At 54.8% G+C, this 24752-nt stretch carries 30 protein-coding genes; 17 read left to right on the top strand and 13 right to left on the bottom strand.

Annotation, left to right across the window (positions count from 1 at the left end; genetic code table 11):
• Positions 1-38 precede the first annotated feature (38 nt).
• A complete protein-coding gene (locus AC2FFP_RS11475; RefSeq protein ID WP_496725891.1) occupies positions 39-665 on the top strand; it encodes an arylesterase in 627 nt (208 codons plus the stop codon).
• 4 nt (positions 666-669) lie between these two features.
• Positions 670-1284, top strand: a complete 615-nt coding sequence (locus AC2FFP_RS11480) for an SOS response-associated peptidase (protein WP_496767412.1) — start codon at positions 670-672, stop codon at positions 1282-1284.
• Positions 1285-1289: 5 nt separating this feature from the next.
• Here AC2FFP_RS11480 and AC2FFP_RS11485 read toward each other — a convergent pair whose 3' ends face one another.
• Positions 1290-1850 (bottom strand): L,D-transpeptidase, encoded by a 561-nt coding sequence (locus AC2FFP_RS11485; RefSeq protein ID WP_058278724.1) that lies wholly within the window; start codon positions 1848-1850, stop codon positions 1290-1292.
• A 178-nt stretch (positions 1851-2028) separates the two neighbouring features.
• Positions 2029-2235 (bottom strand): cold-shock protein, encoded by a 207-nt coding sequence (locus tag AC2FFP_RS11490; protein WP_058273677.1) that lies wholly within the window; start codon positions 2233-2235, stop codon positions 2029-2031.
• Between the two features lie 326 nt (positions 2236-2561).
• Between AC2FFP_RS11490 and AC2FFP_RS11495 the strand changes: the two genes are divergently transcribed.
• A complete protein-coding gene (locus tag AC2FFP_RS11495; protein ID WP_496738963.1) occupies positions 2562-2771 on the top strand; it encodes a hypothetical protein in 210 nt (69 codons plus the stop codon).
• 175 nt (positions 2772-2946) lie between these two features.
• On the opposite strand, the gene AC2FFP_RS11500 is transcribed toward AC2FFP_RS11495, so the two are convergent.
• The gene (locus tag AC2FFP_RS11500; RefSeq protein WP_496767410.1) at positions 2947-3075 is read right to left on the bottom strand and encodes a hypothetical protein; all 129 of its coding nucleotides are present in this window, start codon (positions 3073-3075) and stop codon (positions 2947-2949) included.
• Between the two features lie 218 nt (positions 3076-3293).
• Here AC2FFP_RS11500 and AC2FFP_RS11505 point away from each other — a divergent pair, with 218 nt between their 5' ends.
• Positions 3294-3650 (top strand): hypothetical protein, encoded by a 357-nt coding sequence (locus AC2FFP_RS11505; protein ID WP_496844583.1) that lies wholly within the window; start codon positions 3294-3296, stop codon positions 3648-3650.
• A gap of 240 nt (positions 3651-3890) precedes the next feature.
• Here the strand turns inward: AC2FFP_RS11505 and ettA are convergent, their stop codons facing one another.
• Both ettA and AC2FFP_RS11515 read right to left on the bottom strand, forming a co-directional pair.
• On the bottom strand, positions 3891-5546 hold the full coding sequence (gene ettA / locus AC2FFP_RS11510; protein WP_496738966.1) for an energy-dependent translational throttle protein EttA: 1656 nt from the start codon (positions 5544-5546) through the stop codon (positions 3891-3893).
• Between the two features lie 88 nt (positions 5547-5634).
• Positions 5635-6921: a KAP family P-loop NTPase fold protein gene (locus tag AC2FFP_RS11515; protein ID WP_496767406.1), complete on the bottom strand. Its 1287-nt coding sequence runs from the start codon at positions 6919-6921 to the stop codon at positions 5635-5637.
• Positions 6922-7024: 103 nt separating this feature from the next.
• On the opposite strand from AC2FFP_RS11515, the gene AC2FFP_RS11520 reads away from it, so the two are divergent.
• From AC2FFP_RS11520 to dacB, 3 genes are all read left to right on the top strand, one after another.
• On the top strand, positions 7025-7492 hold the full coding sequence (locus tag AC2FFP_RS11520) for an MOSC domain-containing protein (RefSeq protein ID WP_496767404.1): 468 nt from the start codon (positions 7025-7027) through the stop codon (positions 7490-7492).
• A gap of 32 nt (positions 7493-7524) precedes the next feature.
• Positions 7525-8145, top strand: a complete 621-nt coding sequence (locus tag AC2FFP_RS11525) for a nicotinate-nucleotide adenylyltransferase (RefSeq protein WP_496767402.1) — start codon at positions 7525-7527, stop codon at positions 8143-8145.
• 65 nt (positions 8146-8210) lie between these two features.
• Entirely contained in the window at positions 8211-9689 is a 1479-nt protein-coding gene (dacB, locus tag AC2FFP_RS11530) for a D-alanyl-D-alanine carboxypeptidase/D-alanyl-D-alanine endopeptidase (protein ID WP_496725898.1), read from the top strand.
• Between the two features lie 2 nt (positions 9690-9691).
• Here the strand turns inward: dacB and AC2FFP_RS11535 are convergent, their stop codons facing one another.
• Together AC2FFP_RS11535 and AC2FFP_RS11540 are read right to left on the bottom strand one after the other, a co-directional pair.
• Positions 9692-10114 (bottom strand): tellurite resistance TerB family protein, encoded by a 423-nt coding sequence (locus tag AC2FFP_RS11535; protein ID WP_058273455.1) that lies wholly within the window; start codon positions 10112-10114, stop codon positions 9692-9694.
• Positions 10115-10195: 81 nt separating this feature from the next.
• Positions 10196-10663 (bottom strand): Lrp/AsnC family transcriptional regulator, encoded by a 468-nt coding sequence (locus tag AC2FFP_RS11540; protein ID WP_496767400.1) that lies wholly within the window; start codon positions 10661-10663, stop codon positions 10196-10198.
• Positions 10664-10771: 108 nt separating this feature from the next.
• On the opposite strand from AC2FFP_RS11540, the gene phhA reads away from it, so the two are divergent.
• From phhA to AC2FFP_RS11585, 9 genes are all read left to right on the top strand, one after another.
• Positions 10772-11572, top strand: a complete 801-nt coding sequence (gene phhA / locus AC2FFP_RS11545) for a phenylalanine 4-monooxygenase (RefSeq protein WP_496767398.1) — start codon at positions 10772-10774, stop codon at positions 11570-11572.
• A 7-nt stretch (positions 11573-11579) separates the two neighbouring features.
• A complete protein-coding gene (locus tag AC2FFP_RS11550; protein WP_496725901.1) occupies positions 11580-11933 on the top strand; it encodes a 4a-hydroxytetrahydrobiopterin dehydratase in 354 nt (117 codons plus the stop codon).
• 121 nt (positions 11934-12054) lie between these two features.
• Complete coding sequence (locus tag AC2FFP_RS11555; RefSeq protein WP_496881042.1) at positions 12055-13629, top strand: lysine--tRNA ligase; 1575 nt, start codon at positions 12055-12057, stop codon at positions 13627-13629.
• Positions 13630-13677: 48 nt separating this feature from the next.
• Entirely contained in the window at positions 13678-14079 is a 402-nt protein-coding gene (locus AC2FFP_RS11560; RefSeq protein WP_496778854.1) for a DUF4864 domain-containing protein, read from the top strand.
• A gap of 554 nt (positions 14080-14633) precedes the next feature.
• Positions 14634-14921, top strand: coding sequence for a hypothetical protein (locus tag AC2FFP_RS11565; protein WP_496881043.1), 288 nt, complete (start codon positions 14634-14636; stop codon positions 14919-14921).
• Positions 14922-14939: 18 nt separating this feature from the next.
• Positions 14940-15989 carry a zinc-ribbon domain-containing protein gene (locus AC2FFP_RS11570; RefSeq protein WP_496881044.1) on the top strand — a complete coding sequence of 350 codons (1050 nt, stop codon included), beginning with the start codon at positions 14940-14942 and terminating at the stop codon, positions 15987-15989.
• Entirely contained in the window at positions 15989-16597 is a 609-nt protein-coding gene (locus AC2FFP_RS11575) for a hypothetical protein (RefSeq protein WP_496881045.1), read from the top strand. The genes AC2FFP_RS11570 and AC2FFP_RS11575 overlap by 1 nt, the downstream gene beginning before the upstream one ends.
• 31 nt (positions 16598-16628) lie before the next feature.
• On the top strand, positions 16629-16823 hold the full coding sequence (locus tag AC2FFP_RS11580) for a hypothetical protein (protein ID WP_496881046.1): 195 nt from the start codon (positions 16629-16631) through the stop codon (positions 16821-16823).
• A gap of 329 nt (positions 16824-17152) precedes the next feature.
• The gene (locus tag AC2FFP_RS11585; protein WP_496881047.1) at positions 17153-17995 is read left to right on the top strand and encodes a hypothetical protein; all 843 of its coding nucleotides are present in this window, start codon (positions 17153-17155) and stop codon (positions 17993-17995) included.
• A gap of 236 nt (positions 17996-18231) precedes the next feature.
• On the opposite strand, the gene AC2FFP_RS11590 is transcribed toward AC2FFP_RS11585, so the two are convergent.
• From AC2FFP_RS11590 to AC2FFP_RS11605, 4 genes are all read right to left on the bottom strand, one after another.
• Positions 18232-18594, bottom strand: a complete 363-nt coding sequence (locus AC2FFP_RS11590; protein ID WP_496881048.1) for a hypothetical protein — start codon at positions 18592-18594, stop codon at positions 18232-18234.
• 450 nt (positions 18595-19044) lie between these two features.
• Positions 19045-19260, bottom strand: coding sequence for a hypothetical protein (locus tag AC2FFP_RS11595; protein WP_496881049.1), 216 nt, complete (start codon positions 19258-19260; stop codon positions 19045-19047).
• 33 nt (positions 19261-19293) lie between these two features.
• Positions 19294-19455, bottom strand: a complete 162-nt coding sequence (locus AC2FFP_RS11600; protein WP_496881050.1) for a hypothetical protein — start codon at positions 19453-19455, stop codon at positions 19294-19296.
• Positions 19452-19697 (bottom strand): hypothetical protein, encoded by a 246-nt coding sequence (locus AC2FFP_RS11605; protein WP_496881051.1) that lies wholly within the window; start codon positions 19695-19697, stop codon positions 19452-19454. Before AC2FFP_RS11605 ends, AC2FFP_RS11600 begins: the two co-directional genes overlap by 4 nt.
• Positions 19698-20022: 325 nt before the next feature.
• Between AC2FFP_RS11605 and AC2FFP_RS11610 the strand changes: the two genes are divergently transcribed.
• The gene (locus tag AC2FFP_RS11610; RefSeq protein ID WP_496881052.1) at positions 20023-21375 is read left to right on the top strand and encodes a hypothetical protein; all 1353 of its coding nucleotides are present in this window, start codon (positions 20023-20025) and stop codon (positions 21373-21375) included.
• A 47-nt stretch (positions 21376-21422) separates the two neighbouring features.
• On the opposite strand, the gene AC2FFP_RS11615 is transcribed toward AC2FFP_RS11610, so the two are convergent.
• Positions 21423-21902 carry a hypothetical protein gene (locus AC2FFP_RS11615; RefSeq protein WP_496881053.1) on the bottom strand — a complete coding sequence of 160 codons (480 nt, stop codon included), beginning with the start codon at positions 21900-21902 and terminating at the stop codon, positions 21423-21425.
• 479 nt (positions 21903-22381) lie between these two features.
• Positions 22382-24724 carry a DUF3631 domain-containing protein gene (locus tag AC2FFP_RS11620; protein ID WP_496881054.1) on the bottom strand — a complete coding sequence of 781 codons (2343 nt, stop codon included), beginning with the start codon at positions 24722-24724 and terminating at the stop codon, positions 22382-22384.
• Positions 24725-24752: the final 28 nt, after the last annotated feature.

Consider the following 24752-nt stretch of genomic DNA (forward strand, 5'->3'; position numbering starts at 1 on the left):
TGGGATATGGAGTTGTTCAAAAAATGCGCAAGGCTCTGATGGCTTTACTGTTTGCGTGTTGCGGCTTTGCCGCCACAGCGGAACCGTTGGTCATCGCGGCCCTCGGGGACTCGCTGACACAAGGATACGGGCTGCCGGAACAGGACGGGTTCGTACCACAGTTGGATCAATGGCTGAAGGATCAGGGCGCAGACGTGCAATTGATCAATGCCGGAGTTTCCGGGGATACGACAGCTGGCGGCGCGGCCCGTGTGGATTGGACGCTTACACCTGACGTGGACGCGATGATCGTAGCGCTGGGCGGCAACGATCTGCTGCGCGGTATCGACCCGGCTGTCTCGCGCGCGCACCTTGAGACAATCGTAACCTCCGCCCGGGCGGCGGAGGTTGAGGTGTTGCTGATCGGAATGCAGGCACCGGGGAATTACGGGGTCGATTACAAGCAGGCCTTTGATGCGATGTACCCGGATCTGGCCAAGGCATATCAGCTTGTGTTTGCGGAAAGCTTTTTTGAAGGGTTGCAGCCAAACGGCGACCCGAGCGCAGTCCGGCAGTTCATGCAACCGGACGGAATTCACCCCAACAAAGAAGGCGTGGCGCGGATTGTAGCAGCGCTTGGGCCTTACGTGCTGGAGCTGGTCGAAACCTCGACCAAGCAGGATTGAGAAGATGCCCGGGCGATTTTTTCTGACACGGCCAATGTCTGAGATCGCCCAGTTTTTGAATGTCCAGTGTGACGTGGACCCACAGCCGCCGCGAAGGAACATTCAACCGGGTCAGGAACTGATCGTTCTGACTACCCAAGGTCTGACGCCCATGCGTTGGGGCATGATCCCGGTTGGGCGCGTCAATGCGCGCGGTCGACCGGTGATGGAAACCATAATCAACGCCCGATCCGAAACCGTCTTTGACAAAACCGCCTTCGATGGCGTTGGCCGAGCCGTTGTTCCAGTCGACGGGTGGTACGAGTGGATAGGCGAAAAACGTCGAAAAACAGCATGGCGCATCGCCTCGGCGGATGGCTCACCTCTGTTCTTCGCTGCGATCACCGACAGTTGGCAGGCTCCGGGCGGTCTGCGGGTTGACCAGTTTGCAGCTGTGACCTGCCCACCTAATGCTGATCTGGAGCCGATACACCATCGAATGGGCGTCCTGCTGCAACCTGCCGACATTCAGACATGGGTTACAGGAACCGAGGACGACGCCAAGGCTCTGGCGCAACCTTGGCCGGACGGGTTGTTGCAGATCGAAGAGGCGACGGACGTAGACTGGTCCGGGTCGTGACCGCCTCAGACAACCGTGACCACAGTTCCCACCGGTACACGCTCATACAAGTCGATGACATGGGCGTTCAGCATCCGAATGCATCCGTTTGAGGCCGCGCGCCCGATGGTTTGCGGTTGCGTCGTGCCGTGGATACGGAAATAGGTGTCGACCCCATTCTGAAACAGGTAGAGCGCGCGTGCCCCCAGCGGGTTTCCATCTCCGCCCGGTTGAACATAATCATTGTCCTTGAACTTGGCGTAAGTCAGCGGTTCACGTTCGATCATCTCGTTCGTGGGGCGCCATGTCGGCCACTCTTTCTTGACGTCGATCGTGGCTGTGCCGGTGAATTCCAAACCTGCCTTGCCAACGCCGCACCCATAGCGGATCGCCTTGCGCGGTTCTGTGATGAGATACAGGTAGAAGGACCGTGGCGCGACCAGAAGCTGCCCCGGCAGAAATTGTTTCTTGACCCGAACGAACTGGGGCGTGGGGTCGTATTCAACGGCTTTCTTCTTGGCCGAAGCAATACCGGGTGTCAGGCCAGCGGCAGCAGATGCTGCAAGGAAAGTGCGACGTGTGAACATATCGGTTCTCTTAAGGACAACAGGAAAATCGTAAACCAGTGTCGGAATGATAACCGATCTGGTCAATCATCTGCCAAGAGTAACCGTATTGTGATGTAATCGCAGGGACACACTTGTGTTGCAGTTTTGTCCCGCGTGATGTGAAAAGGGCAGAGGTAACCTCTGCCCTTTCATGGCCTTAGGCCAGTGCGATATCGTCGGCGCTTTCGCGGCCGTCACGACCAGCGCGCAGCTCGTACGTGACTTTCTGGTTGTCGGCCAGACCGGTCAGGCCCGAACGCTCGACAGCCGAGATGTGAACGAAGATGTCTTTGCCGCCATCCTCAGGTGCGATAAAGCCAAAACCTTTGGTGGTGTTGAACCATTTTACGGTGCCTGTGGGCATATCCGTTGTCTCCTGTTTAGTGCTGCCCACGGAGTTGCGGCAGCCCGGCGTCGTTGTCTGTATCGATAGACTGAGCGCCGGAAACGGTGACAGTGGGTCGAAATAGAAAAACGTAAGCCCCATTGATATGGCATCGGGGTGGGCGTGTGACAAGGGATTTTGTGCGTTTCGTACAAGGGTTTGAGGGCCAGTTTCCCGATTTGCACAAGAATCCGCCGATGGGTTTGGCTATTGGTTCAGCGGTCTTTGATAAGGAAAGGCCATGCGATCTGTGCGCTGAGTGGGCATCTAGAAAACTCCAACCAAGCCTGTGATCAGGTTGCAGCATGAGCAATCACTGCCGCATCCGCATTCCCGGAGCCAAGTACTTTTTTGCCGCGTCTCTGGCCGATCGATTATCGGATTTGTTAGTACGCGAGTTGGAGCAATTGCGCGCGGCCTTTGTGGTGACGCGTTTGTTGTGTTGCCGGATCATCGGCACGCGGTTTGAACCTTGCCGCCGGGAGATGTGGATTATTCGACACGGTGGCGGTTGACCAAAATTCGGTTTGTACGGGGTGTCGGCGTATTCGGTCCGCGGGGCGGGTCGAAAGTTGTCGAATAGAAACGTGGGATTTGGCAACGCAGGTTTTCGGAGCACTGGATCCGTGATGAGCGAGATTTTCGTAATCACATGGCACATTGCTGGGGTAATCCTGTCAAACACGGTTTTTAGAGCTTCCAACCCATAGGCCGAATTCGTCCATTCACCACGATATTGGTGCGGGTCGCGTTGATCTGGAATGGAGTGGCATCGCCACCAAAAGGGAGATTGTCGAACCGTAGGATGGGTGATTTCACCCATCACTCCTCTGCAGAACCTAAGTTTAGAACCCCGACAATCCGCAAAAGAAGCACTTAAAACTATCAGCAAAAAATAGTGCCGTAACGTCACGATAGGGGCGGTGGCATGAGCTTTAGTTCGCAAAGCCACATCACAAAAAGACTTTTTGACTGGCTGTTCAAAAATGACGCAGAACGCGGATTTCTTCCCCGTTGGCACTTGATCATTCTTTCATATGTACGCTGCACCGCTGCGGGTGGCCACTCACGGAAACACGGTCCTTGAGCCGACGTCCACCGCACGCTCGGATCGGCCCGCAGCGGAACATTGCAACGAATATTCAGTTTTAACAATTTCGAGAAACCCAACACGCACGGTGAAAGATATGTTTTTCAAGTCGATCTTAGACCACATTTTCAAATCAGCGGAGCAGGAAAATTCGGTGCCAAAAGAGCTTGCCGGGAAAACGCAAATTGCGAACTCTGGAGCGGTTAACAAAAAGGAACTGACTGTGCTTTTTGGAGATGTTCTGAACGAGAAGCAGGTTCGGAGTGGTGAAAACCAACAGCCAGTCGGCCAGTCGCAAAAGTAACTGACTTCCGTAGACTGTTGTAAGGCACAGATCGAGAACGCGCGGACAACGTGACTTGTGTTGTGAGAGGCTGAACTCCGACCGGCTGCTTAAGGCTCACAAATGGTCTGGAGAAGCTTAGAATAACAGCCGCACACGCCAGTCAAACCGTATTACCGATATCTACGTTGTTACTCATTTCAATCAGGCTATTTGAGGCCCGGAATCAAATACGTTGGTTCCGGGCTTCAATCTAAGTTCTTACCGCGCAAACTTCTTATGCTTCAACCGCTTGGGCTCCAGCGCATCCGGTCCAAGGCGGCGCTTTTTGTCCTCTTCGTAATCCTCAAAGTTGCCCTCGAACCATTCCACATGGGCATCGCCCTCGAACGCCAGAATATGCGTGCAGATCCGGTCCAGGAAAAAGCGGTCGTGCGAGATGACCACGGCGCAGCCGGCGAAATCGACCAGCGCGTCTTCCAACGCACGCAGGGTTTCGACGTCCAGATCGTTGGTTGGTTCATCGAGCAGCAGGACGTTGCCGCCCTCTTTCAGCAGGCGGGCCATGTGGACGCGGTTGCGCTCACCGCCGGACAGCAACGAGACTTTCTTCTGCTGATCGCCGCCCTTGAAGTTGAAGGACGAGCAATAGGCGCGAGAATTGACCTGCGCGTCGCCCAGTTGGATGATCTCGGCACCGCCAGTAATCGCCTCCCACACGGTGTCGCTGTCGGCAAGGTCGTCGCGGGACTGGTCGACATAAGACAGCTCGACCGTGTCGCCCAGCGTGATGGTGCCGCTATCGGGCTGTTCCTGACCGGTGAGCATCTTGAACAGGGTCGATTTACCGGCGCCGTTGGGGCCGATTACACCGACAATGCCGCCGGGGGGCAGGGCAAAGTCCAGCCCCTCGATCAGTTGCTTGTCGCCCATGTGTTTCGACAGACCCTCGACCTCGATCACCTTGCCGCCAAGGCGCTGGCCGTTGGGGATGACGATCTGGGCGCGGGTCAGCTTTTCGCGTTCGGACTGTTCGGCCAGCTCGTTGTAGGCGTTGATCCGGGCCTTGGATTTGGCCTGACGGGCCTTTTGGCCCTGACGCATCCAGTCCAGTTCGCGCTGCAGGGTTTTCTGCTTGGACTTGTCCTCGCGGGCTTCCTGTTCCAATCGTTTGGCCTTTTGTTCCAGCCATGCGGAGTAGTTGCCCTCGTAAGGCAGGCCCCGACCACGGTCGAGTTCAAGGATCCAGCCGGTGATGCTGTCCAGGAAATAGCGGTCGTGGGTGACGATCAGGATAGTGCCCTTGTAGTCGATCAGGTGTTGCTGCAGCCAGGCGATGGTTTCGGCGTCCAGGTGGTTGGTCGGTTCATCGAGCAGCAGCATGTCGGGGGCCTGCAGCAGCAGTTTGCAGAGCGCGACCCGGCGTTTCTCACCGCCCGACAGGTTGGCGATGTTGGCGTCGTCTGCTGGGCAGCGCAGCGCCTCCATCGAGACGTCGATCTGGCTGTCGAGGTCCCACAGGTTTTGGCTGTCGATCTCGTCCTGCAGTTTGGCCATCTCATCAGCGGTTTCGTCGCTGTAGTTCATCGCCAGTTCGTTATAGCGATCAAGGATCGCCTTCTTTTCGGCCACGCCTAGCATGACGTTTTCTCGAACGCTGAGGGTTTCATCCAGTTTCGGTTCCTGCGGCAGATAGCCGACCTTGGCACCCTCGGCGGCCCAGGCCTCGCCGGTGAAGTCCTTGTCGAGGCCCGCCATGATCTTCATCAACGTCGATTTACCCGCGCCGTTGACGCCTACAACACCGATTTTCACACCGGGCAGAAAGCTCAGGTGGATGTTTTCAAAGCACTTCTTGCCACCGGGATAGGTCTTGGAGACACCCTGCATGTGGTAGACATATTGATAGGCGGCCATGTCGCGTCCTCTGGGTCGGGGAAATCAAGTTGGGCGGTGTGATAGCGGATGCTTTGGGTGGGGGCAATCGCGGATGATTGCAACGGCACTATCTGATTTCCAGTGCGCTAGAGTCAAAGACCTCCAGATATTCGTCACATGTTTCTGGAAGGAGATACTCGGATATCAATAGCTGGCCTGGTCCCCATTCCACTTGGCTTCCAGAAGCAGCCTTCAATACAAGGTTCCACAGGTGCTGTTCGTCCGAACCAAAGCTAAAAACCTGTTGCAGGTTTTGTACCGTTACCTCGTTCCGTCTCATCGCTTCGTACACGCCAGGAGCGCAAACCTTCACGATTGCTGCAGTGACCAATATCTCGTCTGAAATGTGTTGCGGCCTGTTTGGTGGAAGCAAGGCAAGAACTGACAGGATCCGTTGAATAGTCCTTGGGGTCATAGGTGTCGGACCTTTGTAAAGCTTTAGCAACGCACCTGTTATTTCGTGAATGGATTTGGGTATCTGCATTTGGCCAGACGCGTGAAGGAAGTAGAGTTCATAGTCCTGAGTGTACTGAATGCGTCGCGGCAGTTTCATAACGATAGAGTAGAACTTCTGAAGATAAGTCGCCGCATCTACTTTGCTCCCATACCGTACACGAACACTGTTCTCCAATTCCGATAGGTTTACCCCCAATACGAAGTGAACGCCTGATACGTTGAAGAAGTGCTTGATGATCTCCAGCAGCGAAAGTGCATAGTCCGGGCGGCACCTGTCCAACTCGTCAATTACAACGATGAGTTTTCGTGTTGGGGTTTCATCCTCGTTTGGTTCTGTCAAATCAATAAGTGCTTGACGGAAACCTTCCATAGCTACGCGTTTTCCGCTCTCTCTTTTCCAGAACTCGGCTATTTCGCCGTCTAGCTCGCTGGAAACGGTGTTGATAGCGGCATCTGCCAATTCGTCTGCCTGAGTTACGAGGCCCGCCGTTGCCACTGAAACCCCAGTGCGCACAAGCGCGCGGCCGAGGGCGGGGGCGACTTGTTTGGCTTTTTTCCAAGCCTTCTGAGCGGTTTTGTCATCTGCTTCTTCGAACCGTTCGGCAATCGCTCCGGTCAGCGCAATCAAAGGATCGTCCAGAAAGTCATGTTCGAACGCGTCGAAATAAACGGTTTGAGTCGTGTTCCCGTCACGTTTCAGATGCTCTCCAACCCAACACTTTAGGAATAACGATTTGCCGCCCCCCCACGCTCCGTCCAAAGCAATCACAAGTGGGTCGTCGACGCGCTCAACCAGTTCCGATAGTTTTTCGCCGGTGGGTTTGCGTGAGAGTTTGTCGTGTTCGTCAAACCCATCTTTGTAAAGCTTGATTTTGGGTTCGGGAATGGTCGGGCGCATGTTTGGCTCCAATTCACAAATCAATCAGCGCTGCTATTAGCGGCTGCCTCGGGAACGGCCAGACTGCTAGATGAGGGGAGGTGTGAAATTCTCGGAGCCTTTTTTGTCCTTAAAAGATCTCATTGCCGGTTGGTCGCAGCCGGGTCATATTGAATGGATCGGTCTTCGGTCTGAGCGGCGGTCGGAGATGGTTGTTGTGAACGAGGTCGTGATTTCCAATGACGGTCTCGACGGCGACCGCAGCCGCGCGGGCAAGCGGGCGGTGACTTTGATTCAGCAAGAACATCTGGCGGCGATCGGATCCTATCTTGGGCGGGGTGCCGTCTCCCCGGACATCCTACGGCGCAATCTGGTGGTGTCAGGGATCAATCTGGCGGCGCTCAAGGGGCGCGAGGTGCAGGTGGGGGAGGCCGTTTTACGCATCACCATCATCTGTGCGCCTTGCAGCCGGATGGAAGAGGCGCTGGGCACAGGCGGGTACTCTGCCGTGCGCGGCCATGGGGGATGGTGCGCCGAAGTGCTGCGGCCCGGGCGGGGCAAGCTGGGCGATGAGGTTCGACCGATTGATTGACAACGTTGTCCAGTTCTGAACATCAGCAAGGCATGGATCGTTTTAGTATTCCATACGCGCGGCCCGGGCAGGTCATCGGGCTGTTCGGAGGGTCGTTTGACCCGCCGCACCAGGGGCATGTGCATGTCACGCTTGAGGCGATGAAGGCGTTTGGACTGGATCGGGTGTGGTGGTTGGTGTCTCCGGGCAACCCTTTGAAGGCGCGGGGGCCTGCGCCGCTTGCGCAGCGAATGGCGGCGGCGCGTGGGCTGATGCAACACCCTGGGGTCGAGGTGACGGATATCGAAGCGCAGACTGGGACGCGGGCCACGGCGGATACGTTGGCCGAACTGCGGCGTCTTTATCCCAAAGTGCGGTTTGTCTGGATCATGGGCGCGGATAATCTGGCGCAGTTCCATAAGTGGAAGAATTGGCGGTTGATCATGGACAGCGTGCCTGTCGGTGTGATTGCGCGCCCCGGCGACCGGATTTCTGCGCGAATGTCCCCTGCTGCGCGGCTTTACGCCAAGTACCGCATAGATGGGCAGGCGCGGCGTCTGCTGGGGCGCGCCGATGCGCCCGCGTGGTGTTTCGTGAACGTACCGATGGTCGATGTAAGTTCCAGCCAAATCCGGGAGCGCGGTGGCTGGGGCGCTGAGGTGTTGCCGGAATAGCCCCATGCGCGCATAATCTATATCTGTGGTTGTGCGTATTTAATCTGTGAGATTTTATTCGACTTATGACTGATCGATTTTCTCGACGTGGATTTTTAGCAGGGCTGGGGGCAGCTTTGATCCCTTCTGCTGTGCTGGCCGAGGCGCCTTTGGTCTCGTTGCGCCCTCAATTGCGAGGCGACGTACCGACCGGGGTCGAGCGACTTGTCCAAGCGGCCGGGTTACGTGGTGAGGTGGTGTTCGCGGTGGCGGATGCAACAACGGGCACGCAGCTGGAAGAGTTCAGCGGCGATCAGGGGCTGCCGCCGGCAAGCGTGGCCAAGGCGCTGACAGCTCTTTATGCGTTGGATGTCTTGGGGTCGGACTACCGGTTCGAGACCGCCCTGATGGCGGATGGACCGATCGAAAATGGTATCCTGAAAGGTGACTTGATCCTTGTGGGAGGTGGCGACCCGCTGCTGGACACCGATGCGTTGGCCAATTTGGCGGCGAATTTGCGCGAGGCTGGGATTTCCGAAGTTCAGGGTGCGTTCAAGGTTTATGAGGGGGCGCTGCCTTATGTGTTCAGTATCGATCCGGGGCAGCCGGATCATCTGGGCTATAGTCCTTCAATCAGTGGCATATCGTTGAATTTCAACCGGGTGCACTTTGAGTGGAAACGTGATGGTACCCGCTATGACGTGTCCATGGATGCGCGCAGCGCGCGGTACAAACCGTCGGTCGATGTGGCCTCTATGCAGATTGAGAAACGAAAAGCGCCTATCTACACCTATGAATCCAGCGCGCGGCAGGACCGCTGGACCGTGGCGCAAGGGGCGCTTGGTACTGGTGGGGCGCGGTGGTTGCCGGTGCGCAAGCCTGCGCTTTATGCGGGGGATGTGTTCAGGACGCTGGCGCGCGCGAATGGGATCCAATTGGGTCGCGTGCAGGTCATGCGCGAAACACCGAAGGGAACCTTGCTTGTGGTGCATCACAGTGACCCGCTGGATAGTATACTGCGCGGCATGTTGAAGTATTCGACCAACCTGACGGCTGAGATGGTTGGTATGGCGGCCTCGCAAGCGCGCGGCGCCAACTTGCAATCATTGGCGGATTCTGCGGCCGAGATGAACCGTTGGGCGACCGAGACATACGGTGTGACTGGGATCGCCATGGTGGATCACTCGGGCCTGGGTGATGCGTCCCGAATGGCACCGGGAGATTTGGTAACAGCTCTGGTTGCTGCGAAACAGGCGGGCGCATTGAAACCCTTGCTGAAAAAATTCACCCTTGCGGACAGTCAGGGACGGCCCGTTCAAGACCACCCGATCAAGGTTGATGCTAAAACCGGTACGTTGAACTTCGTATCCGGCCTTGGAGGTTTCATCACAGCGCCGGGCGGTTCCGAACTTGCCTTTGCGATTTTTACTGCAGATGTCGACCACCGTGCCACGATTCCGCGCGCGCAGCGCGAACGACCACAAGGCGCGCGAAGCTGGAACAATCGCTCGCGCAAACTCCAACGCGCACTGATCGAGCGCTGGGGGTCTATGGCCGGAAGCTAAGATCAGGTAGTGTGACGTGCCCGAGCGCCGCGTTCGATCGCGGCGGCATGCAGGCGATCAATGCTCAGCTCGTAACGAATTTCTTCAAGCAGGCGCAGCTCGGATTCCGCCAACGAGCCGTCGGCGGCGGCCACATCACAGGCCAGCGCATAGGCGGTTTCGTTCAGCCGTTCGGGCAGGTTGTCACGGATCAGGCCGAACAGCGCATCCAGCCCGTCTTCTTGTTCAAACAGGTCAAACACAGTTTGCGAAACGCGGCGGGTTCGGTCGATGTCATACTCGGCAAAAACCGGCAGCATATTGACCGCGCCTTCGATCTTGACCAGCTCAGCGGTGCGGATGGTCTCATCAGACGCAGAGATTGCAACCATGATCGCTACAAGGCAATCCTGTGGGGACATTGGATGGGGTACTTGTTCGGTCATGGTGTCGTCCTGATTAGGCTTTCTGCGTCAGCACGATAGGTGGGCAAGCGGGCAGGTTCAACGGGTTTCGCTTCGGCGAGGCTAGAGAATGGGCAAAGGACCGCGCGTTTTGGTTTGCCGCAGTACAAAATTGCTGCGTGTGTCGCGCACAAGGCCGGATTTCAATAGTCGCTGCATAATGAAGTGCTCAAGTTCCTCTGGGGTTTTGGCGTAGACTTTCAGAATGAAATCATGATCTCCGGTGATCGAGGCACACTCGACGATCTGAGGTTCGGTTTCAATCAGGCGCAGGAACGCATTGATGCTGTCCTCTTGATGTTCGCGCAAAGCCACGTGGACATAGGCGATGGCGTTCAGCCCAACGGATTTGGCGCGCACCTGCGCTGTGTAGCCAGAGATTATATCAGTGGCCTCAAGGTCGCGCACTCGCCGCCAGCACTGCGACGCGGATAGCCCTGTGCGATCTGCTAGGTCCTGCATGGACTGGCGGCCATCCATTTGAAGCTCTTGCAAAATGGCGATGTCGGCAACTTGAAGCGTTTGTTTCATAAAAAATCACTCCGCGATATGTATTTGCCAAAACTTTCAGATTTATGTGCGACTATAAACCAATTTTCTCAATCCAAGGGGGTAAACTCTTCACAAGGAGAAAAAGTGATGCCCAAGTCGACCAAATATATCGCCAAGATCGCCGATGCGCGCGGCCATATCGCGTACACGTCAGAAGAGGATGCGGTTTGGGCCGACCTTTACGCAGCCCAAGAGGAAAATGTTCAGCGCTATATGGCGCAGGACTATCTGGACGGGTTGAAAAGACTGGATCTGCCCAAAACCACCGTGCCGTCTTGTGCCGATATCTCTGAACGGCTTCTGGATATGACCGGCTGGCGGGTCCAACCGGTGCCTGCGCTGATCGGGTTCAAGACTTTTTTCGGCATGCTGGCGGACAGGGTCTTTCCCGCCGCATCCTTTATCCGCTCGCGCGAAGATTTCGACTATATCGAAGAGCCTGACATCTTTCACGAGATTTTCGGTCATACGCCCCTGCTGAGCGATCCCCGCTTTGCGGCTTTCAGCCATGCCATTGGGAAGGCCGGGGTACAGGCCAGCGACAAGGATTACTCTTGGCTGATCCGACTGTACTGGTTCTCAATCGAATTTGGTCTGCGTCGTCAGGATGGTGAGATCAGGGCACTGGGCTCAGGGCTTGCGTCTTCGCCGACCGAGCTTGTCTATGCTGTCGAGAGCGATATCCCCGATCGGGACCCGTTCGACATTATGGCAATCCTGCGCACGCCCTATCGGATCGACATGCACCAAATGGGCTATTTCGTGTTAAACTCACCTGAGGAGTTGTTTGCAGCTGCCGAGCGCGACCTGTTGCAGGACGTGCGCAAAGCTCAATCCCTTGGATTGCTGCCGAACAAGTTTCCGGAAAAAGCAACCGCAGCGGAGTAAACGGATCATGACCACATCAGGAGAAACCTGCAGTCTGTCGGACCGTACTTGTGTGCCCTGTTCCGGCGGCGTCCCGGCTTTGACTCGCGATGAGGCCAACACCCATTTTGCGGAGCTCTCGTCCGACTGGCAACTGGACGTGGATGCAAAGATGCTGAGCCGGCACTTCAAGTTCAAAGGCTTTGCCAAGGCGACCTATCTTGCAAATCTCTGCGCTTGGTTGGCCGATCAGCAGGGGCACCATCCGGATGTCTGCTTCGGGTGGGGATATGTGGATGTCAAACTGACGACCCACGAAATCGGCGGCCTCAGCGAAAATGACTTTATCTGGGCTGCGAAACTGGACCAGTTGACAGCTTAAATCGTCCTTTCCATCAGGAAAAACAGCGCGCTTTATTGACTCATGCTGCACCGGCACAATAGGAGGGGTCGGTCGGTTGCATCGGGCGACCGACACTGTTTTTCCCGATGGAGCAAATCTGATGTCTGAACTGCGTGAAACCGCGATGTCGTCCAAGGCCTGGCCTTTTGAAGAGGCGCGCCGGTTGCTCAAACGCTATCAGAAAGGTGCTCCGGAAAAGGGATACGTGCTGTTTGAAACGGGCTATGGTCCCTCAGGTCTGCCGCATATCGGCACGTTTGGCGAAGTGGCGCGAACGACGATGGTCAAACGCGCGTTCGAGGCGCTGTCGGACATCTCGACGAAGCTGATCTGTTTCTCGGATGATTTGGACGGCATGCGCAAGGTGCCAACCAATGTGCCAAACCCCGAGATTCTGGAACAGCACTTGCAGCGCCCGCTGACCTCGGTGCCAGATCCCTTCGGCACGCATGACAGCTTTGGCGAACATAACAACGCGATGCTGCGCCGTTTTCTGGATACGTTTGGTTTCGAGTATGAATTCTACTCGGCCAAGGAATTCTACGAGTCCGGACGGTTTGATGAGATCCTGAAGCGTGCGGTTGAGCGTTATGACGAGATCATGGCGATCATGCTCAAAAGCCTGCGGGACGAACGTAAGCAGACCTATTCGATCTTCCTGCCGCTGCACCCCGAAAGCGGGCGGGTCATGTATGTGCCGATGAAAAAGGTCTGTGCTGAGACCTACACCGTGACCTTTGACGATGAGACCGGTAAAGAATGGACGGTTCCTGTCACAGGCGGCCACGTCAAGCTGCAGTGGAAGCCGGATTTCGGCGCGCGCTGGGCTGCGCTGGGCGTTGATTTCGAGATGTACGGCAAGGAACACGCCACGAACGAAAAGATCTATGACGCGATCTGTCGTGCGCTGGGTGGCCGCGCGCCCGAGCATTTCTCGTATGAACTGTTCCTGGACGAAAACGGTCAGAAGATCTCCAAATCTTCGGGCAATGGTGTGTCGATCGACGAATGGCTGACCTATGCGCCGACCGAAAGCCTGACTTACTTCATGTATCAAAAGCCCAAGACGGCCAAGCGGATGCATTTCGACGTGATCCCGAAGGCATATGATGAATATCATCAGCAATTGAGGGCGTATCCGGGACAGGATCTGAAAGCACAGCTGAACAATCCCGTCTGGCACATTCATGGCGGGAACGTTCCGGAATCCACCCTGATCGTGCCATTCGCGATGCTGCTGAACCTGGCGTCTGTGTCCGGGGCCGAGGACAAAGAGGCGCTGTGGGGCTTTATCCGTCGTTATGCGCCCGAGGCCACGCCCGACACGCACCCGGATCTGGATCAGGCTGCTGGCTTTGCCGTGCGTTACTTCAACGATTTCGTCAAACCCACCCGCCAGCACCGCGCGCCGACCGATCAGGAACGCGAAGCGCTGGAGGCTCTGAAAGCCGCGCTTGAGGCGTACGATGGCCCGGTCGAGGACGAGTCGCTGCAATCGGTGGTGTATTCCATCGGGCGGGAACGGTTCGACCCGATGCGCGGCTGGTTCACTGCGCTTTATGAGGTGCTGCTGGGTGCCTCGCAGGGTCCACGCTTTGGCGGGTTTATTGCCCTTTACGGCGTGCCGGAAACCATCGCATTGATCGACAAGGCTTTGGCCGGGGATCTGGCCTGATTTGACCTGAAACCGCATGGGCCTACTCTTTCAACAGGAGGTGGCCCCATGCGTCGTTTACTACTTGCTGTTTCGCTCAGTGCCGGACTGGCCACGGGCGCGTTCGCCCAAAGTGCCGAGATCGAGGCAAATATTGCGGCGCAAATACAGGCGTTTAAGGCGGATGACTTTGTCACGGCCTTTACCTTTGCAAGTCCCAACATCCAGAACTTTTTTGGGACGCCCGAGAACTTCGGAGCCATGGTCCGCAATGGTTATCCCATGGTTTGGAGACCTGCCGAAGTTCGCTTTCTGGAACTGCGAGAGGTTGCTGGCGCATTGTGGCAGAAGGTCATGATTACGGATGGCAATGGGCAATTGCACGTTTTGGATTATCAGATGATTCAGCAGGAAAACGGCTGGAAGATCAATGGTGTGCAACTTCTGGGAAACTCAGATCCGGCCGCTTGATGCAACACCACCGTCACGGTGATATGAGCGGCGGTTAATCCCTATTCGATTAACAGGGGCCTTGGGCGATATGCTTAAGGCCCCGTTGCTACGGGCTCTGAGGGCCGTGGGCCCAGATTTCGGACGGGGAAAAGACGGGGCGAGGCGGGCGTTCGGACGCTCCCGGCACTTGAGGACGGATGATGCAACATCCAAGCACAGGGAGCGCCCCGCCAACCGGGGCCCTAACAGGAAAACGCATTGCACCTATTCGGGGGCGTTCGCATCCCCACCCAAACATGTAAACTGCCATTTTGTGAATTAGGTCGTGTAAGCAAACGCCCCGGGGGAACCACTCACCCGGGGCGTTTGTTTCTTCCAGCGAAAGCGGGCCGACCAAAGCCCACCTCCAGAAATCACAGGCCCGATACCCGGGTCAATCCATCGTTGTCAAACACCGTTGTGACAACGGTAAATAATTGATTTACAACAATATATATTGTGTCCGTGGTTCCCGCATGATTTTTAAATTCACATTGCTGAATGTAAGATTCACACAACCAAGGAGAACCACAATGGACGATATTAAATGCTGCACAGTCTGCGGGGAGGTCAAAAACCTGACCGCTTTCTACAACGACAAACGCGCGTCCGATGGCAAGCGGTCTGCATGTGCCGAGTGCGTGAAAGCCCAAAATGCTGCGGCGGTCAAAGCCAAGCCAGGGCAGCACCGGGAGCGGGTGCGCCGATGGAAAGAGGCCAACCCCGAGCGATGGCAAGAGTTGCAGCGCAACGCGCGCCAGAGGCGCAAAGCCAAAAACTGGCAGAAAATCACAAGCCAATCTGACCGGCTAACCCTATAACATTATTGAGGAACCACCATGACACGTAAATTAACGGCAGAAATCGTAAACGAACGAATTGCCCACAAGGGCATCAAACTCGTGGGCCCCTACACCAACAGCAAGATCAAGGCTAAATTCGAATGCACCAAGGGTCACCACTGGAAGGCCGTCCCTAGTTCGGTGATGGGTAAATTTGGGTGTCCAGCCTGCGGTAAAGAAATCCTTCGGAAAGCATTCCAGCACAGCATCGAGACCGTAAACAAACGTCTGGCTCCTAGGGGTTTCAAAGCTGAAGGCGATTATCAGAATTCTACGTCAAAACTGACCTTCACTTGCGACAAGGGTCACACTTTTGTGTCGACCGCCAGAAGCATTATCGGCAATAATCAGGGCTGCCCAGAATGCGCGGGTCGACCTCAACTCAACACTACCAAAATCAACGAACGGGTGGCGTGTCGAGGTATTCGCATGTTGGGCGAGTATACAACTGCCCGGACGTTGATGACGTGGGAATGCGCCAAGGGGCACCAGTGGCAGAACACCCCCGACAAGGTCACAAAGCGCGGTCAAGGGTGCCCGCACTGCCGAGGCATGTACGTCACGACCGAAATGGTCAACGAGCGAATTGCACCACGGGGCATTTGGCTGGTCGGTGAATACACGAAAATTGACGACCATCACACGTTCGAATGTAAGTGCGGAAACCAGTGGGTCACTACGGCCAACGCCGTCTATAACAGCGGCACCGGGTGTACCAAGTGCGCCTATACCGGGTTTGACCGATCGGCCCCGGCCATCCTGTACCGGGTCGCCCTATACGACACCCTTAATGGCATCGACCACATCAAGGTGGGCGTCACCAACAGGGCGGTTGAGGAGCGATTCAACTTGCTACCCAAAACGACCGAAATGACGGTGTTGGACACCCAACAGTTTGACACGGGCCGCGAAGCGGAGGCCGCAGAAGATATCGCGCTCGTCGAGTTCGAAGGCTATGAGAACGCGGACCCAGCAGTCCTTGGCGCGGTCTGCGGCAGCACCGAGACTTTCGTGGTCAGTCGACCCGTTGCAGAGGACGCGGCGTGATGGACGCACATAGTATGTATCAGGAGGCATTCGCCTACACGGCACCCATCGACGGACAATATCCACGCCCTTGGATGACCGACTTGTCGGACCCATCCGAAGTCAACTGTTTCATCGTCGGGCGCAACCAGCGCAATGGCTACGCTGTGGACCTCGTTGGCAACCAAGAGCGGCATGTTGATGCCCTGTTCAATCGCAACGGCCAAACGTGTCGTGGCCTCTACGAACAACTGTGCGAGACATCCCCGACTCGGACAAACATCGACCGACTATCGGAGCGCCTGAAACGCGCTGGAGCAAAGGTGCTGGAAACCAACGTGATCTGCTTTTCCACGCCCATGAGCGCCGATTTGACCGAAGATCAGCGCAGGGTCGGCACCAAGATTTTCGAGTGGGTCCACAACCGAATTTCGCCCAAGGTGGTCGTTGTACACGGTCGCGGTGCGGCCAAGGATTTGGCTCGTTTGGACATCTCCAATAGTTGCGTCATCGAAATGCCATCGCTGGCTCCACCGGCCTACAACAGATGGCACAGTCGGTCAGAAGCGGAGTTAGACCGAGTTGCGGAAGCAGTAAAAAAGGGGTTGGCCGCACGAGATGTCGCTTGACCAGAATAAGAACAAATATAGAACAAATACCATGACCAAGTGGCCCCGAACTATCCCGTTTGACCTGAAATGCAAACTCGAACAACTGCAGGAATGGCGCTCGAAGCCCAGCCTGCAGGACGAATGGACTACGATCCGCGAGTGGCTGACGAAACACGAGGTGGATGCTCCGGACGCCTTGCCCCGCGAACCGGAGCTACCCGGCCATCGGGATGACGCCGTCTGATGCCCAAGGAAGCCAACGGGAAGTACTTCCGGGGGCGAAAGCACATCCGGGGCTATATTCATACCGGAGCCCTTTGCTGCCATTGGTGTATCTGCCATTGATAAGCTATTCGGCCCAAAATTCGGAGCAAGTACGTGTCAAACTCAGCACTTAGTGCAGAAGCGCGGTCACTCGTATGGCAAGCCTTAGAGAACGCTGCGGATCAACACCGTTTTGAATCTCGACGGAACGCGTACCCTTTACTCACCAAGCTGGGGTGTTTGCCATCATGTCTCGAAGGAATTCTGATCGACGGCGGCCCGTCGATCTTTCACAGCTTGGCGTTTCGAATGGCGACGTACAACGGGGAGAGTGTATTCCTTCGATGGGAGCAACTTTTGTCGCAAGCTTATGAAGCTGAAGGCTGGAAACGCGAATACTCAAATTGGAATTCTGAGCAAGACCATTGGGCTATAAAGTGGAACAGGTTTAATCAGTTTTTGTGGATGCTGCAGTGCTATGAGTACTTTGCCGACCAAGGTGGCAAGGTATCATTCCCATACTCGAAGACAAAGGCAAAGCCAGACATCCATGTGAAGTATGGCGATGGTTCGGAACTTTATGTTGAGTGTTATCACTACACGAAGTGGTGGGGGACCGAGCAGTTGGTTGAAGACCTACTATCTGCTTTGGACAAAGATTTGCGCATCGAACGCATGCACAATCTCAAATACGAAAAAAACCGTTTCGTTGGTAATCCCGATAAGGCTGTCGTAGAAGTGTTGGCTGAGCTACGCAAACATCTGAACCCAGAAAGACTTGCAAAACTAAAAGAGCGGGCGCAAATCGAAACACCTATTGAAGTATGCGAACTCGGAAATTTTGTCGTGCTACTTGATGGGCCCGGCTACTATACCGCTAGACCCAATAGTCACGGCGACCCAAACGATTCCTGGCCTGTGTTGAGAGATGAGATTTTGCTCAGCAAAGCTAAAAGTAACGGCTTGCAAAACCACAAGCCAAACCTTTTGCTGGTCAATTGTTTGGGAATAGATTTTCAGACTAGTTTAAATGAAAATTCTAAAGTTTCATTTCTGCCGTCGTCATTAGACGAAGTCTGGTTTTGCACATGTGGGATTAACGAAAAATTAAAGACAAGTCGTCGGTTGAGAGTTTCTAAGCCAAGTTGTTAGGTCTTCATGGTCTGAAACTTTACGAAGTCCGCTTACTGCACATTGCTTTAACTGGGGCATCGCGCAGCATTGGTGCGTTTGGGCTTGAAGTAGACATTCAGAAGAGTCCGCCCAATGTCTGCTGTGCTGACTTTGCAGTCGTTGGGTTTGTTCCCACTAAGGGCAGTTTCCGGCCCTGACCAGCCATTCATGCTTAATCAGCAGGCCATTTGATGAAGTAATAGCCCGACCACCAACTACATCTGGTCTATCATTTCTCGCACCGCCTCAAGGACCCTGCGGTTTAAGTTATCACCCGCGCCGGATATGCTTGTGTTAACTTCCGGTGTCAAAACAAGTCTTCCGAAAAACGGGTCTACTCCAGCCATGGTCTGCACACTCACACTGATTGTGCCGTCGCAAGTATCGATTTGATCACGCTGAGCAGCTACCCCAACCCAAAACCAAAAGTCGGGAGCTAATGCCAACTGAAGGTTATCGACGACATTGTAGTTCTTAACACGTAGCTTTTCCTCAGCGTATTCACGCACTTCCTTCAGATTTGTCCAACAGGCTCCGGTGGCATTATCAGCAATCCGGAGTTGAATGGATCGGATCATGTCTGGAGATAGCCCTAGGTCTCTGGGGTCAAGATTCTCCTGCGCGCTAAGAGCTGATGCTGACATTATCGCTGCAACTACCAGAAATCTATTCATTGTTCTAAAGCAACTTTCTCTTCTGATTGATAGGCCTCTCCAATTTCAGACGCACCGAAGCACGAAAGCTTTGCGGGCGCCAGCAAGATTTCCTTGCAATCAGCCAGCCTCCGCTTTGTTCCGCGTTGCAGCACTTTGTTCAGATTGCAGCGAAAGTCGGCTTTTGCCCTCACCGACAGACGCTACATCCGAAACCTACGACTGCTGTCTGCCTGAACGTCCGCTTTGCAAGCAGAGCGCAGATTTCGGATTAATGATTCCTGAGCCTAGACGCTGGATGAATGATTTATTGTTGATCAAAGCCAACAAGAGATAGCCTCGGGGTCCGATAAACCGATATCCAGCCGTTGGATACTAAATTGGGACTTCAAAATTCCGGAACGTCACCGGGTTGTTGCGGCACAGGCCTCGAACCTCGGGCCCGTCCTCCTTCAAAGCAATCCTGTGGGCCTTGCCCGTCCGGGGGTCCGTCACGATGAGCGACGGGTCGCGGTTCTTGCGATACTCAACCCCAACATGGATGGTCGGTCCGGGGTTCTGGCTAGTGTCTCGTCTACGTCTTACGGTCATTGGTCGTTTCCTTCTTTCGCTGTGTTGTTGACCCTATGGTGGGTCGGTGGATTCGAGCGCTTCGACTCGTATCAGGGCCATGGTTTCAGCAACCCGGGCCTGAATCTCGCTGTCGTCCATCGGGACGCCCAACTTGGTGGCGACGGTGGCGTCTAGGACCGCTTGGCTGGCGATGCCGTGAAGGGCTTGGTTCATTTACGCAAAACGCTAGCCGCTTGGCGGACATCAAAGCCCCGGCGTTCTGGGGCAAAGCACGCGGCAGCTGCAAAGGCGTGTTGTTGACGGATTTCGGACGAGATACGGGCGCGGGTTTCGCTGGAACCATGGGTGCCTTGCTCCTCGGCTGTGCTGGCCTTGGATAAGCGATGCCGCAGGTTTACACCGTCCTTGTGTAAGGACAGTAAATGCTTTTCGGCAGTGGTCGCAGTCAGCAACATCGGCACCTCGTCAGGGCGTGATGAAGAAATCTTATCAACAAAATCATATGTTTGAATAGATTGACAGCGGTGGGAGTTGTGGAGGTATTTACGCTCGGCATTGGGCCCTAGCGATGTGCTGCCGTGTTAGAAGAAAGAAAATCCATGTTGTTGCGCGACGCGCTGTAGTGAAAGACAAAGAAAATTTGGTACCCAAAAACCATGGTCCTACGCGCCGCAAGTACGATACACTCTAGGAACTCGTAATAGGCTGTCGCTGGAAGTCTCTAGCAAAAAGTCAAAAAAAAACTTGATCGACTTCGGGAGATATATCACGGTCTTCAAAATGGATGAGTTTTTTAAAGAATTTTTCAGTTTGGCAAGTGGGTTTGTCGCTTTCGGTATATTTGTCGATGCCAAAATCGCAAAGATCGATAAAAAAATCGGTTCGGAGAATTTAAGTCTTCCCTCAACGCTTAGAGCTGTTGAAGAAGAAATTTTTTTACGGTTTTTGTTTTCTGAAAAAGGCATTAAGCCATACATCTTACGATCATTTCAGGTTTCTATCATTTTTACCCTGTTAATTATTTTATTTCAAATTAACTTGGTTGTGGATGAGAAAGAAAAATTATTAAGCTCCTTTAAAGAATATCTAAGCGCGCCAATTATATTTATTTGTCTATTAATCGGAAATTGTGTAATAGATTCAATTTCATACTTCCAAACTTCAACTGTAGTTTCATTTATGACTACAAAACCCTCGCTGAGCTCAAATGCCATAGGCTGGAGGCCGCTAACCCTCTTTCGGGTTAGGTATTATATACTGGCATTTGTAGATGTCGTGGCCTCGATCAAAATATTTACGCTAGTGATGCCAATATTTATGTTTCTTGCGTTGAAGATGTCCGTAACGGAGGTAAACGATAATGTCGAGGATTACGAGTTGGAGGTTACGACCGTTGTTGACTACACTGAAGTTGGGAAGTCCGTTTTCGCCGAAGCCAATTTAGAATTGTTTGACGGGCGGTCTGCGGAATTTAGAGTCCTATATTCGGCAGTGCCAGATTATCTTGATCGAGATTTTTCTATCAACGCGCTGTTTCGGCATCTAAAGTGGGAGGAGATTCAATCTGAAAGCCAACTACCAGGCAAAGATGACCTTAAGGATGCGTTTCCCTTTCTGAGTGATGATTTTGAAGCCAAAGAGGAAACGAAGGTTCGTATAAGGATCGAACAGCAACCAATAAAGAAGACGTTTTGGGAAATTTACCAGAGCTCGTTTGCTCAGTACGACGTTCTGGAAAATTTGTTCCACAAGGCGGTTTATAGGGATGTGTTTTTTCTTAATGTTGGGTACTTCTACGATTTTGGTAATGGATTGTCTTCGCCAAAAATTAGAAATTACTGCGTTAGTGAGAACGAAGGGGAAAAGTGCAGCTCCATTATTACTGTCATTTACAATACTCCAGATGAAGAGCTTATAGTTCATCAGCATGCCACTGATTATCTATCAAAAGAAATTCCTTATAGTGCATTTTACCTTTCCTCTATACTTGCTTCGCTTTTATTTTACGCTTCCGTTATGGGCTTATGGGTCCGAAGAAAGATGATTTCGAGTATACCAATTTTTGGAAAAATAATGAGGCATCCAATAACAACGGCGATGATTTGTCTTTCCTTTGCCGCCACAATTGTTTGAGATTTTGTACTCTTTACAGGAGTTAAATGTTTTTAATATTCCACAAACTAGGCGAGTAGTTGTTCGGATACGGCTTTTTCATTGAGTTTTCGAATTGCCGCCTCGGCTGATGCTCGTTCATCGTCTGCTGTTTTGTTGTTTCCGGGACGCGCCACGATGCCCAACTGTTTGGCTTGGGCGATCAGAAGCGACTGCAGGTTGATGTGAAGGCTCAGCCATGGCGACCGAACCCAATCGCCTTTGCTGTTTTGAGTTAGGTGACCTTCCTTTTGCACCATTCGATGCGTGTATTCATGTTCGACAAGCGTACGAGCGTAGATCGCGGCTAGATGGACATCTGTTCCGGTCCACCGAGATCTTGGACGACCCAACAACACCTCTTGGAAAACGCGCTCGACCTTCGCTTGGTCGTGCTGCCACGGCTCCACATCCGCGGGCCATCCGATGGGATCATCACCCATATGTTTCCAAAGCTCAGACGATGTCGCGACACTTTTCCGTGTTGTCAGACCACTTCCTTTTGGCATTCGAATATCCTCGCTTCATAGCTTGATAGGGAGACGCTAGGCGGGTGTGGCTGGCGTGTTTTAGCAGCTAGCGTCGAACCCGCCCCCCTTACAGAATGCGCCCCTTGTCCCGACCAAAAAAGCACAGGCATGGACACGAACATAGATAGAGCGTTGTCCCTAGCCCCACCTAGCGATGGGGGGTGCTAGGGCCTCGAAATATTTCAGAGCCCAGACGGAATTTTTTTATAATTTATTAAAATATACACGCCTAGCGCCCTAGCGGTCTTTCTGGGGGTAAAACAGCCTATGCGTGTGTCTCTCGGGGTTTTGGGCTGCTCGCTTTCTGCGTTCTTTTTCTGTACCCCGGAGAGGCGCTAGGGCGCTAGCAACCCCCCTGTTGACAGCCTCGAAAGCACGAACGGGGTTTGTTCTGTCGGGGGTCTGGGCCCCTAGCGGTATGTTCGCCAGAGGCCATGCTAGGGGCGTCTCCCTAGCGGCTAGAACGTCGGTCTGTCGGGGTACGGGTCCTCCACAGGTTCTTCCAGATACACGCTGGGCCAGTCGGGGCCAAGGTACACCTCGAACACGTGTTCCAGTTCTTCTTGCTTGTACCCTTTGGGCGATTTGCCATCCACCCAAACGTTCTTGGGGCGCAGGTCGTAGGGCCGCAGCAGATCTGCCAGTTCGGCCTGCGTGATACCCATCCCGGCGTTCCGGTCGCCCCACGGTCGGTCGGACATGTTTGTCAGGCGTGACACTGCGTCCGAACTCGGGAGGTGTCCCGGATGGCCTGCAACGTACACCCGGCAAAGATCCTCCAGCAGTTCCCGACTTGGCCCCTGTCTTGGGTCATCGCAGTCTTTGATGAAGGCCATCCCAGCCCGAAGTCGGTCGTACCAGTCGCCACCCGCGAACCGGGCCAGCAGGATCAGAGGCACGGCCTTGTCGGCTTCGCGACCACCCAGCTCATCAAGGTCCTCGTTGCTTGGGGCCAATTCTACCCCGGGTTCCATGGCCCAGAAATCCACCACCTGTTGTCGCAGGTCGTCCAGCGGGTTGGCACCAAGGACGTTCTTTTCCTTGCGGATGTTGCGCTTGGTCCCGGTGCGGTCGGGCAACATGCGGACCACGTAGGCACGGCTCTCGTTCGCGGGCGGCAGGTCGTGGAGCGAGGCCCCGGCGACTGGTGCGTAGAGCGACCGGAACACCGGTTGCCACGTGTTCCCCATTTGCTCCATCTTCGCGGATTGTTTGCCCCGCTCAAAACCGGAGTTCCAGATACCAGTCATGTCGTCGTTGCCTTCTTTCGTGGCAACCCACGTGTCCAACTCGTCGAGGAAAAACGTGACCGAACCCTTGGCGATATCGAACATGGCGATGACAGACGCGGACGTTGACCGGTCCAAAATCACAGCCTGCGGCACGATAAAGGCCATGAGTTCCAACACGGTCGTTTTGCCCGAGTTTGGTTCGGGGCTTTTGACCAAAACGCGCGGGTATTGAGAAAACAGGTTTGCGTTACCTGCGCCCACGACCCACAGGGCCAGTAGGTCCAGGATTCGTTCATCCAGCGACAGGTAGCCCTTGAACCTGTCCACGAGCGCATCCAGCAGGTCGGGCAGGACCACCGTGGTGCCTTTAGGTTCCAGTTTGGGCCACTCCAACACGGCGTCGGGTAACCCCTTCGCCTCCTCCTGCGCGAACTCGCGCGCCCAGACGGCTTTGACCAGTGCTTCTATCTCGGTTTTTTTGTGCTTCCGGATACCCGCGTCCTTGAACCGGGCTTCAATCTCGGCCACGGCATCCCCGAGCGACGACAGCCCTTTGGGGTCATGGTCCTTGGCAATCTCGGACACGATAGCATCCCTTTCGGGGTGCTTGGACAACGGGGGATAGTCCTTGGCGATGGCCCTGAACGCGGCCTCGCGGTCGCCCCCATGTCCATAGTGAACCAGCAGGTCGAACGCATCGCCTGACCGGAAACCCGACTTGGTGCCGAACCCGACCTTGTTGTCGGCATCCTTGCCCGAGAACGAAACCCAGCGACCCGGGACCGGAATCGAGGTTCCAGCCCCTCGGGTCTCGTAGGGCGAGCGCCACAGTTTCCCGCGTTGCTTGATGTACCCGAAACGCTCCAGTTCGGCCTCGACGGGGTGGTCGTCGTTGTACCTTTGTATCTGGTTCGGGATGCCACCTTTTTGCTGTGCTTTCGCGGCCTCGTTGGCCACCTGCGCGGCCTTTCGGATGGCGTCGGCCTTTTTGCGCAGCCGGTGCTTCGGGTCCAAGAACAACACCGGGTCGTCGGTGCACTGGGCCTCGTAGAAATCGGGCCTCCGGTTCGGCAGGTACGACAACTGGGCGACCCGGGTGCCGGATATGTCCATTTCTATCCCTGCGGCGTCCAGCATCTCCACCAACGCTTGCTGGAACAGTTCGTATTCGCCTCCACCGATAGACACCTTGAGCGGGATCATCACCCGCCACTTGCGCAGTTCATTCGTGGCCGAAGCGGTCGAATAGATGATGGTCTGGCAGACGCCCAGAACCTCGACCACCGCGTCCCGGACCTCGCCCAGACTGGGGTTGCCGTCATCAACATCAACTACGAGCGCCCAGAACTCGCCTTTGTTGAGTTGGGGCATGGCAGACCGGGCATCGGCCCCCCGATAGGTCGAAGGTATCACCCAGTCGGCCTTGTCCTTGGGTACCTGCTGCGGGTTTGCGGCCCGCTGGCGGATACCAGAGATGGTGATGCTGTTGAAAGATGTCCCGGGCTTGTCGTTGATGCCGTGGCCCCGACACAATTCTGGTTCGGGGTTTTGTTCTGGTTGCATAGTCATCCTTTCCCCTATGAATCACTGTGGAAAC

The sequence above is a fragment of the Ruegeria sp. YTSC004 genome (assembly GCF_059609805.1).

Coding starts and splice junctions, on each gene's coding strand:
- AC2FFP_RS11475 (WP_496725891.1), top strand. CDS start 39: ATGGCTTTACTGTTTGCGTGTTGCGGCTTTGCCGCCACAGCGGAACCG.
- AC2FFP_RS11480 (WP_496767412.1), top strand. CDS start 670: ATGCCCGGGCGATTTTTTCTGACACGGCCAATGTCTGAGATCGCCCAG.
- AC2FFP_RS11485 (WP_058278724.1), bottom strand. CDS start 1,850: ATGTTCACACGTCGCACTTTCCTTGCAGCATCTGCTGCCGCTGGCCTG.
- AC2FFP_RS11490 (WP_058273677.1), bottom strand. CDS start 2,235: ATGCCCACAGGCACCGTAAAATGGTTCAACACCACCAAAGGTTTTGGC.
- AC2FFP_RS11495 (WP_496738963.1), top strand. CDS start 2,562: ATGAGCAATCACTGCCGCATCCGCATTCCCGGAGCCAAGTACTTTTTT.
- AC2FFP_RS11505 (WP_496844583.1), top strand. CDS start 3,294: ATGTACGCTGCACCGCTGCGGGTGGCCACTCACGGAAACACGGTCCTT.
- ettA (WP_496738966.1), bottom strand. CDS start 5,546: ATGGCCGCCTATCAATATGTCTACCACATGCAGGGTGTCTCCAAGACC.
- AC2FFP_RS11515 (WP_496767406.1), bottom strand. CDS start 6,921: ATGCGCCCGACCATTCCCGAACCCAAAATCAAGCTTTACAAAGATGGG.
- AC2FFP_RS11525 (WP_496767402.1), top strand. CDS start 7,525: ATGGATCGTTTTAGTATTCCATACGCGCGGCCCGGGCAGGTCATCGGG.
- dacB (WP_496725898.1), top strand. CDS start 8,211: ATGACTGATCGATTTTCTCGACGTGGATTTTTAGCAGGGCTGGGGGCA.
- AC2FFP_RS11535 (WP_058273455.1), bottom strand. CDS start 10,114: ATGACCGAACAAGTACCCCATCCAATGTCCCCACAGGATTGCCTTGTA.
- AC2FFP_RS11540 (WP_496767400.1), bottom strand. CDS start 10,663: ATGAAACAAACGCTTCAAGTTGCCGACATCGCCATTTTGCAAGAGCTT.
- phhA (WP_496767398.1), top strand. CDS start 10,772: ATGCCCAAGTCGACCAAATATATCGCCAAGATCGCCGATGCGCGCGGC.
- AC2FFP_RS11550 (WP_496725901.1), top strand. CDS start 11,580: ATGACCACATCAGGAGAAACCTGCAGTCTGTCGGACCGTACTTGTGTG.
- AC2FFP_RS11555 (WP_496881042.1), top strand. CDS start 12,055: ATGTCTGAACTGCGTGAAACCGCGATGTCGTCCAAGGCCTGGCCTTTT.
- AC2FFP_RS11560 (WP_496778854.1), top strand. CDS start 13,678: ATGCGTCGTTTACTACTTGCTGTTTCGCTCAGTGCCGGACTGGCCACG.
- AC2FFP_RS11565 (WP_496881043.1), top strand. CDS start 14,634: ATGGACGATATTAAATGCTGCACAGTCTGCGGGGAGGTCAAAAACCTG.
- AC2FFP_RS11570 (WP_496881044.1), top strand. CDS start 14,940: ATGACACGTAAATTAACGGCAGAAATCGTAAACGAACGAATTGCCCAC.
- AC2FFP_RS11575 (WP_496881045.1), top strand. CDS start 15,989: ATGGACGCACATAGTATGTATCAGGAGGCATTCGCCTACACGGCACCC.
- AC2FFP_RS11580 (WP_496881046.1), top strand. CDS start 16,629: ATGACCAAGTGGCCCCGAACTATCCCGTTTGACCTGAAATGCAAACTC.
- AC2FFP_RS11585 (WP_496881047.1), top strand. CDS start 17,153: ATGGCGACGTACAACGGGGAGAGTGTATTCCTTCGATGGGAGCAACTT.
- AC2FFP_RS11590 (WP_496881048.1), bottom strand. CDS start 18,594: ATGATCCGATCCATTCAACTCCGGATTGCTGATAATGCCACCGGAGCC.
- AC2FFP_RS11595 (WP_496881049.1), bottom strand. CDS start 19,260: ATGACCGTAAGACGTAGACGAGACACTAGCCAGAACCCCGGACCGACC.
- AC2FFP_RS11600 (WP_496881050.1), bottom strand. CDS start 19,455: ATGAACCAAGCCCTTCACGGCATCGCCAGCCAAGCGGTCCTAGACGCC.
- AC2FFP_RS11605 (WP_496881051.1), bottom strand. CDS start 19,697: ATGTTGCTGACTGCGACCACTGCCGAAAAGCATTTACTGTCCTTACAC.
- AC2FFP_RS11610 (WP_496881052.1), top strand. CDS start 20,023: ATGGATGAGTTTTTTAAAGAATTTTTCAGTTTGGCAAGTGGGTTTGTC.
- AC2FFP_RS11615 (WP_496881053.1), bottom strand. CDS start 21,902: ATGCCAAAAGGAAGTGGTCTGACAACACGGAAAAGTGTCGCGACATCG.
- AC2FFP_RS11620 (WP_496881054.1), bottom strand. CDS start 24,724: ATGACTATGCAACCAGAACAAAACCCCGAACCAGAATTGTGTCGGGGC.